Consider the following 11225-nt stretch of genomic DNA (forward strand, 5'->3'; position numbering starts at 1 on the left):
TCAGTTAAATTTAAGGCATGAAAATAGGGATCGTTTGTTATCCGACGTATGGCGGAAGTGGTGTGGTGGCGACCGAATTAGGTAAAGCTTTGGCCTTAGCGGGTCACCAGGTGCACTTTATCACGTACACGCAACCCCCTCGTTTAGATATTTTCTCGGAAAATATCTTCTATCACGAGGTTTCTGTCGCGTCCTATCCCTTATTCGAATACCTTCCATATGAGTCTGCCTTAGCCAGTAAAATGGTGGATGTGACAGTAAATGAGAAGTTGGATTTAATCCACGTACATTATGCGATTCCACACGCTTCTGCAGCCTATTTAGCGAAGCAAATTCTAAAATACAAAGGTATTCACGTACCAGTTATTACCACGCTTCACGGAACCGATATCACGCTTGTGGGTCGCGATCCGTCTTTCGAGCCAGTAGTTACCTTTTCCATCAATGAATCGGATGGCGTAACGGCGGTGTCTGAGAGTTTGAAAAATGATACCTATGAGGAGTTCGAGATCTTGAGTCATATCGAGGTAATTCCTAACTTCATTGATTTAAATCGTTTCCAAAAACGCCCGCACGAGCACTTCAAAAAGTCCCTTTGTCCTAATGGCGAGAAGCTATTAATGCACACCTCTAATTTTCGAAAAGTTAAGCGAATTGAAGATATAGTACGCGTTTTTGCCTTAGTGCGCAAGAAGATTCCAGCTAAATTAGTGTTGATAGGTGATGGTCCTGAACGTTCCGGTATCGAAGCATTGTGCCGCGAGTTAGAAGTACAATGCGATGTCCGTTTCTTAGGAAAGATGGATGGGATTGAGGAGGCATTGTCTTTAGCGGATTTGTTTTTATTAACCTCTGAAAAAGAGAGTTTTGGTTTAGCTGCTTTAGAGGCAATGGCTTGCGAAGTGCCGGTGATTTCATCCAATGCCGGGGGAATTCCAGAAGTAAATATTCACGGCGTGACGGGTTATGTGAGCGAAATAGGCGATGTGAAAGACATGGCGGCGAATGCCATTAAGATGTTATCTGATCCTATTTTGCACGACCAGATGAAGGCGAATGCGCTAGCTCGGGCACAGGAATTTGACATCGTTAAAATTCTGCCTTTGTACGAAAAGTATTACGAGCGGATTACCTCCAAAAGCTGGAAATTCCCTAAACAGAACGATTAACCTGGCTTTCGTCAGCGCAAGCCGCTAATAGAGCCGTCATTGATTTACGTGATGTCGGATCTTCAAATAAGGGCGCTATCTCTGCTAATGGCGTCAAGATAAATTTGCGTTCCGCGATGCGTGGATGTGGGATACTTAAATCAGGTGCTGCGATAATTACATCACCGTAAAACAGTATGTCTAGGTCTAGTGTTCGCGGCCCCCAGCGTTCTTTGCGTTCCCTTCCAAATTGCCGTTCAATTTCGAGTAGTTCCGTTAAACAGGCCTCTGGTTTCAGTGTGGTAGTCACGAGTACTACTTGGTTTAAGAAGTCTTCTTGTGGGATGGGGCCCCAGGCTTCTGTTTGGTATATCGACGAGTAAACCGCAATTTTTCCTATTTTTTTTTCAATATGCGGGTAGGCCCCCTCGAATATTTCCCGGGTATTTCCTAGATTGCCGCCTAAAGAGAGGAACAGGTGTTGAGTCATTCCTTAAAATTACGAAAAAAGCGCGATGCAATGAGTTATACCGCAGATGATTTACAGCCAGGGATGCTTTTGCTGGCGGAACCTTTTCTAGAGGATCCGTCTTTTCATCGCTCGGTGATCTTACTTTGCGAGCATACAACGGCGCATTCATTTGGCTTAGTGTTGAATAACAAACAAGAAATTGTCTTTGATTCCTTTGTCGACGAAAAAGTCTTAGAGGACGTGCCCCTGTTTTCTGGCGGCCCGGTGGATCCCACGATTATGCAGTTTGTGCATCGCAGGCCTGATTTAATTCCGGATGGCGTGTTGATCGGCCCCGGGATATATTGGTCAGGGAGTTTCGAAGTCGCTATTGACAAGGTGGTGGCTGGCGAGATCGGATTCGATGAAATCAAATTCTTTATTGGGTATTCGGGTTGGGGAGCTGGGCAGCTGGAGCGCGAGGTGCGTTCGAATGCTTGGATTCTACATCCGGGGAATGATAAATTAGTATTTGACGAGCCTCACGAGCGTTTGTGGAGGAAGATTTTACATGCCAAAGGAGGGGATTTCAGAGTCCTTTCCACTTATCCAGACGACCCTAATTTGAATTAAGAGATGCGGGCCCAGTTGGTCGTGTCTTTGCGCTGGGTTCTGACTTGTTCGCGAATCATCGCATATTCGGATTTTTCGAGGTTCGGATCTTCTTCTAAGATTTTTTGAGCCGTTTCTCGGGCTACTTTTAATATTTCACCGTCTTTAGCGAGGTCAGCGATCATGAGGTCGATGGCGCCACTTTGGCGAGTGCCGGAAATATCACCCGGTCCACGCAATTGCAAATCCACTTCGGCGATTTCGAATCCATTATTGGTTTTCACCATCGTTTCGATCCGTTTTTTGGTGTCTGCGCTTATTTTGAATCCGGTCATCAAAATACAATAACTCTGTTCTGCTCCTCGGCCTACGCGACCGCGTAATTGGTGTAATTGCGATAAACCGAATCGTTCTGCGCTTTCGATCACCATAATGGAGGCATTAGGCACGTTTACGCCTACCTCGATCACGGTGGTGGCTACCATGATTTTTGTCTCGTTTTTCACGAAACGAGCCATCTCGATGTCTTTGTCTGCAGGTTTCATTTTGCCGTGTAAGATTCCCAAAGGTACCTCTGGGAACGCCCGCGAAATACTTTCGTAGCCATCCATCAAGTCTTTGAAGTCCATTTTCTCGGATTCTTCGATTAAAGGATAGACAATATAAATTTGGCGGCCTTTGCTGAGCTCGCTTTGGATGAAGGCAAAGACTTGCAGGCGATGGGTGTCGTAGCGATGGGTAGTCTGGATGGGCTTGCGGCCCACGGGTAATTCGTTAATTATCGAAATATCTAAATCTCCATAGAGCGTCATCGCTAAAGTCCTTGGAATCGGCGTCGCCGTCATGACTAAAATGTGGGGATGGAACGTTTTGTTTTTGTCCCAAAGCTTAGCCCGTTGTGCCACCCCAAACCGGTGTTGCTCATCGATGATGCACATCCCTAGGTTCTTGAATTGAACAGAATCCTCGAATAAAGCATGTGTTCCCACTAAAATCTGTAATTTCCCGGACTGCAAATCCTCATGTAAGCCCACGCGGTCTTTCTTCTTAACAGACCCGGTCAGCTTCGCGATCGTGATGCCTAATAAATCCGCAAATTGTTTTAAACCTTGGTAATGCTGATCTGCCAAAATCTCTGTAGGCGCCATCAAACACGCCTGAGCCCCATTATCAATCGCTAAAAGCATCGAAATAAAGGCCACAATCGTCTTACCTGATCCCACATCTCCTTGCAACAAGCGATTCATTTGCTTGCCTGACCGCATATCGGCAAATATCTCCCGAATCACCTGCTTCTGGGCATTGGTTAATTCGAAAGGCATATGCTCTTGGTAGAACGTCGTTAATAAGGCGGCTGAAGAAAACACCTGCCCCGGGAAGGCTACTTTTCGAATCAAATTCTGCTTGATCAAGCGCAATTGATTGTAAAATAATTCCTCAAATTTCAATCGGCGACGGGCCTGGTGAAGCCACGTTTCGCTTTGGGGTAAATGAATATGGTATAAAGCCTCCTGCTTGGAAATCAACTTAAACTGAGCGGTAACATCCCCCGGCAAAGTCTCTCTGATGTAAGGAAACGCAATTTCTAATAGGTTTTTTTGTAAGGTGGCGATCGCCTTGCTATCGATGTATTTCTTCCGAAGCTTCTCTGTCAAAGGATAAACGGGTTGAAAATACTTGCCCGATGCTTGCTCCCCTTTGTAGACCTCCATCTCTGGGTGGGTCATCTGAATCGTGCCATTGAAGCTGGTGGGCTTGCCATAAAACAGGTAGTCTACGCCGGTATTCAAAGACTTTTCGAGCCATTTCACTCCTTGAAACCAAACGATTTCAATGCAGCCGGTTGCATCACAGACCTGTGCCACGATGCGCTGCCGGTGTCCAGCCCCTATTTTTTCTTTGAAGCGGATTCTTCCTACGAACTGTGCATGATCCATTTCGTCCGTGATGGAGGCGATGGGATGAACCACCGTACGGTCCTCGTAGCGGAACGGAAAATATTGAATCAAGTCACCGTAGGTAAACATCCCTAGTTCGGTCTGTAGCAACGTAAGCTTCGCAGGGGTCATCCCACGAAGTTTGGCTAAATCAGTATCGAAAAAAGGTACGAGTGACATGCACGAAAAATTTTGTGAATTTAGGTATATTTACAGAACGATTGCGAAAATAACCCCAAACATGAAGAGTTTTTTAGACCAAGAATTTGAATCCGACGGCTTTGTGCTCAGCAATGTCGAAGATTTATTTAATTGGGCGAGGGCGAGTTCGCTTTGGCCAATGAGCTTTGGTTTAGCGTGTTGCGCGATCGAAATGATGCAATCCTTTGCGTCAGGTTACGATTTAGATCGTTTTGGGGTATTTCCTCGGCCTTCCCCGCGTCAGTCTGACGTGATGATTGTGGCTGGAACCGTGACATTTAAAATGGCAGATCGCATTCGCCGTCTATATGAACAAATGCCAGAACCGCGGTATGTGATTTCCATGGGTTCTTGTGCGAATTGTGGCGGTCCTTATTGGGAACACGGCTACCATGTGGTGAAAGGAGTGGATAAAATTATTCCCGTGGACGTTTATGTTCCGGGTTGCCCACCGCGTCCAGAAGCACTTTTAGGAGGCATCATTAAATTACAACAAAAGATCAGTCAGGAGACCCTTGTAGCTCCTAAACGTATATTAGAAGCTTTAAACAAATAGGATGGAACTGTCAGCAATTCAAGCATTCTTGCAAGCAGAATTTGGTTTTGAATCCCAGTGGGAGGAGGAATTAAGTCGTTTGACTTTGCCTGCGGAGCAGATTTTGCCGGTTTGTGATTTTCTCTGGAAAAATCCAGCTACCTATTTTGATTCCCTTTCCTGCATCACGGCTATCGATCAAGGGCCAGAAGCGGATAAAATGGAAGTTGTTTATACGCTTTATTCCATCCCGAATCATATCACCTTGCATTTGCGGGTAATTTTAGAACGCTCGGCACCCGTGGTTTCTTCTGTATCTTCTGTCTGGAGAACGGCGGATTGGCACGAGAGAGAGGCGTTCGATTTCTTTGGCATTGAATTTACCAATCATCCTGATTTACGCAGAATATTGCTTCCAGAAGACTGGGAGGGACATCCATTGCGGAAAGATTACGTGGAACAAACGAAATACCACGGTATTCAAGTGAAATACGATCGATGAAAATAGCCGGATTTACCTTTATTCGGAATGCGGTGAAGAACGATTATGCCATCGTAGAAGCCATCACGTCTATTTTACCCATCTGCGACGAGTTCGTGGTGGCGGTAGGGGCGTCGGAAGATGAGACTTTGGCCTTAATTCAATCGATTCCGTCGGATAAAATCAAAATCGTGGAGACGGTTTGGGATGATGCTAAACGAGAAGGCGGCGCCACATTTGCCTTAGAAACAGATAAAGCGCTTCAGGCGATTTCCAAAGATATCGATTGGGCTTTCTATATCCAGGGTGACGAATGCGTGCATGAAGCTGATTTGCCTGTCGTGAAAGCGGCGATGGAGGCGAATTTGGCTGATTCAAACGTGGAAGGTTTGCTCTTTCATTACCGACATTTTTACGGTTCTTATGGCCACGTGGCAGTGTCACGGCGTTGGTATAGAAGAGAAATTCGGGTCGTAAAAATGCATCCAGGTGTTCATTCCTACAAGGACGCGCAGGGTTTTAGAAAAGACGGCAAGAAGCTGAAAGTGAAATTAATTCCGGCTTATATTAACCATTATGGCTGGGTAAAACCGCCAGAGGGTTTGAATAATAAGGTGCGTAACTTTACGCAATTCTACCACGATGACGCTTGGTTAGCCGAAAATGTGCCGGCAGATTACCAATTTGATTACGGTAATGCGGAACGATTGTTCCGATTTGAAGGCACACATCCAGCCGTGATGGCAGACCGCGTGGCGCGATCGAACTGGCCATTCTATTTTGATCCGGTCGAATTAGAAAAGAAAATGACTTTCCGCCGCAAGATTTTGCAGAAGATCGAAGACCTCACGGGGTACCGCGTGGGTGAATACAAAAACTACCGCATGCTATAATGGAAGAGTCGATTCAATTTTTCCCGGCATCTAAGGCGCCCGCTAATCCCTATTTCTCCATCCTCATTCCGAGTTGGAATAATTTGGCCTACTTGCAATTATGTATTGCGGCCATCCGAAAACATTCGACGACCTCTTTTGAAATCATCTTGCATTTGAATGAGGCGAATGACGGCTCAAAAGAATGGGTCGAATCACAAAAGGATATCGCTTTTTCCTATAGCCCGATCAACGTGGGCGTTTGTTACGCGATGAATGCAATGGTCAAGCTAGCGCGTGCAGATTATTTCTTGTATTTGAACGACGATATGTACGTGCTGCCTCATTGGGATGGTTTTCTGAAAGAGGAGATTGAGAGCATCGGCCATACGGAATTTTTTTTATCGGCCACGGCCATCGAGCCTAAAGCTCAAAGTGCTTGTTCCATTCAGGCCGATTTTGGCCGTTCGCTAGCCACTTTCGAGGAAGCGAGATTACTTGAAACCTATGACTCTTTACCTTTTGCTGACTGGCAAGGAGCGACTTGGCCGCCTAATGTGGTGCACCGGTCGCTTTGGGATAAAGTAGGAGGTTATTCGAATGAATTTACGCCGGGAATGTATTCAGATCCCGATTTCTCTATGAAATGCTGGCAGGCGGGCGTTCGCTTGTTTAAAGGGATTTCGCGGAGTAGGGTTTATCATTTTGGGTCCATTTCCGTGAAGCGTGTGAAGCAGAACAAGGGATATTACCAGTTTATTCGCAAATGGGGGATGACCTCGTCTACCTTGTCGAAATACTACCTGCATCGCGGGGATACATTTGATGGACCGTTGGTTCAGCGCCCGATTCCGTTTACAGTGCATTTGAAGAATCTGTATTACCGATTAAGTCTTCCGTTTAGAAAATAGAAAATAGAAGTTTGAAGCTGTAAAGGAAACTACCTAACGCCGATTTTCCTTTGTAGGCTAACATCGCTCGGTGGTGTGTAGCGACGGTGAGAAATCTACGTATACGTGCTGCGATGTCAGTTGACGCAAAATCCTGAGCTAATGCCTGCAAAATTTCCCGTTCATCGCTGGCAGGACAACGATCTGCGAGTAAATTAAGTCGCTTCACAATCCGAGCATTTCGCTCCTCTCTCGTGTTATAATTTTTCTTTCCTTTACTCAAATCCGCCCCCATCGTGTTACTGCTGTGTTGGCGGTAATTCACTAAGGTCGTAGGGAAATAGGCAACGCCGTTTAGGGCTGCTGCGGCAAAACCCAGGATATAATCGTGTCCCACATAATCTGGGAAAGGTAAGGCGATGTCGATAATTTCGCGCTTGAAGAGCATCGCATGCCCCATGGCTTTGGTCCCAAAAACATAGTGCAGCGCAGTCGGATAATCACATAAATGATTCCGATCGGAGAATTTTCCAGTGACAGTACCGGCCGCATTGGTCAAAGCAGAGTCTGCATAGATCATAGAATGCGAACCAATGGCACCTGCTAACAAGCTGATTTTATCCAACATCCACACATCATCCTGGTCCGCTAGCGCCATTATTTCGCCTTTTGCTGCCTTGATTCCGGTTTCGAAAGTGGATAATAAGCCTTGATTGACAGTGTTTGCGACTATATGAATGCGAGAATCAGTAAGGGCATATTTCCGCAAAATCGCAAGTGATGAATCAGAAGAAGCATCATCCACAAATACAAATTCCAAAGACGGATAGCTTTGAGCTAACAAGCTGTCCACTTGCTCTCGGAGGTATTTCTCCCCGTTATAGGTGGCCATCACTATGGAAATTAAGGGCGACATTCGGATATTGTTTCTGAAAATTGTCGTAATTTGACCAAAATTTCGATAAAAAGCCGCATTGAAAACATATTTTCGCTTATTAAGCTACGCCGTTTCGATCCGCAAGTATGTATTTCCATACTTCGGGTTTTCCTTGCTAGCGAGTTTGTTCGGCATTCTTAATTTTACTTTGCTGATTCCTTTGTTGAACGTCTTGTTCAATCAATCGGCTCCGGAGAATATTCAGATTTACCGCGTTTTACCCGCTTTTTCGTTAACTCCCTCTTATTTCTCGTTCTTGTTTAACCACTATTTCTATGGTGCTTTGGAGGATTTTGGACGGATTGGAGCGCTGAAATATGCCTGTGGGGCGATTATGGTTTCGGTGATTTTGTCGAATTTCTTTCGGTATTTTTCCCAAAGAGTCCTCAAAACAGTCGAAGCAGACACCATTGCTTCCTTGCGTCAAGCGGTTTTTGAACGGGCGATTCGCCTAGACCTTAGTTATTTCACAGAGCAGAAAAAGGGCAACCTGATGTCCCGTTTAACGACAGACGTTCAGGAAGTGGAGAATAGTATTGGCCGCGCCTTCACGGCAACTTTTAAAGAGATTTTTACGCTGGTTTTATTCTTCGTTTTTCTGGCGAGTATGTCAGTGAAGCTGACTTTGTTTTCGTTGATCATATTGCCCCTTTCGGGTTCAGTGATTGCGACGATTACGAGACGTTTACGCCGTGCAGCCGGAGAAGTGCAACAGCATTTGAGTGGAATTATCAGTTTGTTGGATGAGACCTTTGGGGCCATGCGAGTGGTGAAAGCCTTTCGGGCTGAGAAGATGATGGATGCACGGTTTCAAGCGGGGAATGATCGCTACCGAAATTCCTTGCTAAAGATGGTATTCCGCCAAGAACTAACATCCCCCACCTCTGAAAGTCTAGGCGTTTTAGTGGTAACAGGTATCTTATTATATGGCGGTAGTTTAGTTATTAGTGGAGAAGGTGAATTATCCGCTTCGACGTTTATCGCGTTTATTGCGACTTTTTCGCAGGTAATGCGTCCGGCGAAAGCCATCGCGGATGCGTTCAGTGGCATTCAGCGTGGGGTGGCTTCGGCTGATCGTATTATTGAAATATTGGATACGCAATCTGAAATTGTAGCAGAGGATCCGATTACGCAGGTGGATGAATTTACAGATAAAATTAGCTTCCAAAAAGTCGGTTTCGAATATGTGAAGGGGCGCTCTGTGTTGAAAGAAGTGAGTTTCGATATTCCTAAAGGAAAGACGATTGCCCTGGTGGGCGCCTCCGGTGGCGGGAAGTCTACGCTAGCGGATTTATTGCCGCGTTTTTACGATCCATCGTCGGGTATGATTACCTTGGATGGAGTGCCGTTGAAAAACATTCCTTTGGACGACTTAAGAGGCTTGATGGGAATTGTGACCCAAGAATCGGTCTTGTTTAATGATACGATATTCAATAACATCGCTTTTGGGACGGAGGCTACCTTAGCGGAGGTTCAGGCCGCGGCGAAGATTGCGAATGCACACGATTTCATTTCGGCGAATCCGGAAGGTTACGAAACGGTGATCGGGGATAGGGGTTCTAAATTATCAGGGGGCCAAAGACAACGCATCTCCATCGCCCGCGCCGTTCTCAAAAATCCACCCATTTTGATTCTAGACGAGGCCACAAGTGCGTTAGATAACGAATCCGAAAAGTTAGTACAAGAGGCTTTGAGCCATTTAATGGAGAATCGCACGGTTCTAGTTATTGCTCACCGTTTGTCTACGATTCAACACGCTGACCAAATTTTAGTCGTACAACAAGGCGAAATCATCGAACGTGGTACGCACGAAGAATTGATGAAGATCGAGAAAGGGGCCTATGCGGTTTTGGCACAAGGTATTACAGCCTAATTTTTACACATTTTATTAGCTTATCCGTCTGCAAAAAAGTAATTTTGCAGTCGATTTTATATACAAATATTCGTTTCTAGATACCATGTCACAAGCACAATTAGCCCAAAGAATTCAAGCATTAGAAGAATCCTCTACGTTAGGGATGACGAAAAAAGCGCGCGAATTAGCAGCTCAAGGTCACAAAGTAATCAGTCTTTCTGTAGGGGAGCCGGATTTTAAAACACCTGCTCACATCTGTGAGGCGGCTAAAAAGGCGATTGATGATGGTTTTCACGGGTATTCGCCTGTTGCAGGTTATCCAGATTTGCGTATGGCGATCGCCAATAAATTAAAGCGTGATAATAACTTAGAGTGGGGTTCAGAAAATATCGTGGTGAGCACGGGTGCAAAACACTCGCTAGCAAACGCGATTGCTGCCTTAATTAACCCAGGCGACGAAGTGATCATCTTCTCTCCTTATTGGGTTTCTTACTCGGAGATGGTGAAATTAGCCGAAGGAACTTCGGTAATTGTTCAAGGTGCTTTTGATAATAACTTCAAAGTGACTCCAGAGCAATTCGAAGCTGCAATCACGCCTAAAACGAAAATGGTGATGTTCGCATCCCCTAACAATCCTACAGGATCGGTTTACACAGAATCAGAATTACGTGATATCGCAAATGTGGTAGCACGTCACGAAAATATCTTTGTCCTAGCGGATGAAATCTACGAATACATCAACTTCACACAAGGTGGTCACTTCTCGATCGGATCTATTCCAGAAATCAAAGAACGTGTGATCACGGTGAATGGGGTGGCAAAAGGTCACGCGATGACAGGTTGGAGAATTGGATTTATCGCTGCGGCTAAATGGATCGCAGATGGAATCGAAAAATTACAAGGTCAAGTGACTTCAGGTACGAACTCGATCGCTCAAAAAGCGGCAGTCGCAGCCTTCAATGGTAGCTTAGATCACGCTTACGAAATGAAAGCGGCCTACGATCGCCGTCGCAAGTTAGTGGTAGAAAAATTACGTGATATCCCAGGTTTCAAGGTAAATATGCCAGATGGTGCATTCTATGCGTTCCCAGATATTTCGTATTATTTCGGTAAAACAGATGGTACTACGATGATCAAAGATTCAGATGATTTCTGTTCTTGGTTATTAGCAGATGCTTTTGTAGCAACAGTGGCTGGTTCAGGTTTCGGAGCACCGGATTGTATGCGTATTTCTACAGCAGCAGCAGACGAACAATTAGTAGAAGCTTGCGATCGCATTAAGGCGGCCGTGGCTAAATTAAAATAA

At 45.4% G+C, this 11225-nt stretch carries 11 protein-coding genes; 8 read left to right on the plus strand and 3 right to left on the minus strand.

What is annotated here, in order from left to right; genetic code table 11:
- The first annotated feature begins 17 nt into the window (after positions 1-17).
- On the plus strand, positions 18-1169 hold the full coding sequence (gene bshA / locus EWU21_RS00755; RefSeq protein WP_130894881.1) for an N-acetyl-alpha-D-glucosaminyl L-malate synthase BshA: 1152 nt from the start codon (positions 18-20) through the stop codon (positions 1167-1169).
- Here bshA and folK read toward each other — a convergent pair.
- Complete coding sequence (gene folK / locus EWU21_RS00760) at positions 1153-1638, minus strand: 2-amino-4-hydroxy-6-hydroxymethyldihydropteridine diphosphokinase (protein WP_130894882.1); 486 nt, start codon at positions 1636-1638, stop codon at positions 1153-1155. The genes bshA and folK overlap by 17 nt on opposite strands.
- A 30-nt stretch (positions 1639-1668) precedes the next feature.
- Between folK and EWU21_RS00765 the strand changes: the two genes are divergently transcribed.
- Entirely contained in the window at positions 1669-2232 is a 564-nt protein-coding gene (locus EWU21_RS00765; RefSeq protein WP_130894883.1) for a YqgE/AlgH family protein, read from the plus strand.
- On the opposite strand, the gene recG is transcribed toward EWU21_RS00765, so the two are convergent.
- Entirely contained in the window at positions 2229-4328 is a 2100-nt protein-coding gene (gene recG / locus EWU21_RS00770; RefSeq protein ID WP_130894884.1) for an ATP-dependent DNA helicase RecG, read from the minus strand. The two genes, EWU21_RS00765 and recG, sit on opposite strands and share 4 nt — an antisense overlap.
- 61 nt (positions 4329-4389) lie before the next feature.
- On the opposite strand from recG, the gene EWU21_RS00775 reads away from it, so the two are divergent.
- Genes EWU21_RS00775 through EWU21_RS00790 form a run of 4 tightly spaced genes read left to right on the plus strand, consistent with a single transcriptional unit; the run spans position 4390 to position 7148 of the window.
- Entirely contained in the window at positions 4390-4905 is a 516-nt protein-coding gene (locus EWU21_RS00775) for an NADH-quinone oxidoreductase subunit B (protein ID WP_130894885.1), read from the plus strand.
- A 1-nt stretch (position 4906) separates the two neighbouring features.
- A complete protein-coding gene (locus tag EWU21_RS00780; protein ID WP_130894886.1) occupies positions 4907-5386 on the plus strand; it encodes an NADH-quinone oxidoreductase subunit C in 480 nt (159 codons plus the stop codon).
- Positions 5383-6258, plus strand: coding sequence for a glycosyltransferase family protein (locus EWU21_RS00785; protein ID WP_130894887.1), 876 nt, complete (start codon positions 5383-5385; stop codon positions 6256-6258). Before EWU21_RS00780 ends, EWU21_RS00785 begins: the two co-directional genes overlap by 4 nt.
- Positions 6258-7148 (plus strand): glycosyltransferase family 2 protein, encoded by an 891-nt coding sequence (locus tag EWU21_RS00790; protein ID WP_130894888.1) that lies wholly within the window; start codon positions 6258-6260, stop codon positions 7146-7148. Before EWU21_RS00785 ends, EWU21_RS00790 begins: the two co-directional genes overlap by 1 nt.
- Here EWU21_RS00790 and EWU21_RS00795 read toward each other — a convergent pair.
- A complete protein-coding gene (locus EWU21_RS00795) occupies positions 7138-8043 on the minus strand; it encodes a glycosyltransferase (protein ID WP_130894889.1) in 906 nt (301 codons plus the stop codon). The two genes, EWU21_RS00790 and EWU21_RS00795, sit on opposite strands and share 11 nt — an antisense overlap.
- A gap of 58 nt (positions 8044-8101) precedes the next feature.
- Between EWU21_RS00795 and EWU21_RS00800 the strand changes: the two genes are divergently transcribed.
- Positions 8102-9937, plus strand: coding sequence for an ABC transporter ATP-binding protein (locus tag EWU21_RS00800; RefSeq protein ID WP_130894890.1), 1836 nt, complete (start codon positions 8102-8104; stop codon positions 9935-9937).
- 85 nt (positions 9938-10022) lie between these two features.
- Positions 10023-11225, plus strand: coding sequence for a pyridoxal phosphate-dependent aminotransferase (locus EWU21_RS00805; RefSeq protein WP_130894891.1), 1203 nt, complete (start codon positions 10023-10025; stop codon positions 11223-11225).

Source organism: Aquirufa antheringensis (assembly GCF_004307425.1).
Taxonomy (GTDB): Bacteria; Bacteroidota; Bacteroidia; order Cytophagales; family Spirosomataceae; genus Aquirufa; species Aquirufa antheringensis.

What these genes read in the sequence shown, in the direction of transcription:
- bshA (WP_130894881.1), top strand. Translation starts at nt 18, where the DNA reads ATGAAAATAGGGATCGTTTGTTATCCGACGTATGGCGGAAGTGGTGTG.
- folK (WP_130894882.1), bottom strand. Translation starts at nt 1,638, where the DNA reads ATGACTCAACACCTGTTCCTCTCTTTAGGCGGCAATCTAGGAAATACC.
- EWU21_RS00765 (WP_130894883.1), top strand. Translation starts at nt 1,669, where the DNA reads ATGAGTTATACCGCAGATGATTTACAGCCAGGGATGCTTTTGCTGGCG.
- recG (WP_130894884.1), bottom strand. Translation starts at nt 4,328, where the DNA reads ATGTCACTCGTACCTTTTTTCGATACTGATTTAGCCAAACTTCGTGGG.
- EWU21_RS00775 (WP_130894885.1), top strand. Translation starts at nt 4,390, where the DNA reads ATGAAGAGTTTTTTAGACCAAGAATTTGAATCCGACGGCTTTGTGCTC.
- EWU21_RS00780 (WP_130894886.1), top strand. Translation starts at nt 4,907, where the DNA reads ATGGAACTGTCAGCAATTCAAGCATTCTTGCAAGCAGAATTTGGTTTT.
- EWU21_RS00785 (WP_130894887.1), top strand. Translation starts at nt 5,383, where the DNA reads ATGAAAATAGCCGGATTTACCTTTATTCGGAATGCGGTGAAGAACGAT.
- EWU21_RS00790 (WP_130894888.1), top strand. Translation starts at nt 6,258, where the DNA reads ATGGAAGAGTCGATTCAATTTTTCCCGGCATCTAAGGCGCCCGCTAAT.
- EWU21_RS00795 (WP_130894889.1), bottom strand. Translation starts at nt 8,043, where the DNA reads ATGTCGCCCTTAATTTCCATAGTGATGGCCACCTATAACGGGGAGAAA.
- EWU21_RS00805 (WP_130894891.1), top strand. Translation starts at nt 10,023, where the DNA reads ATGTCACAAGCACAATTAGCCCAAAGAATTCAAGCATTAGAAGAATCC.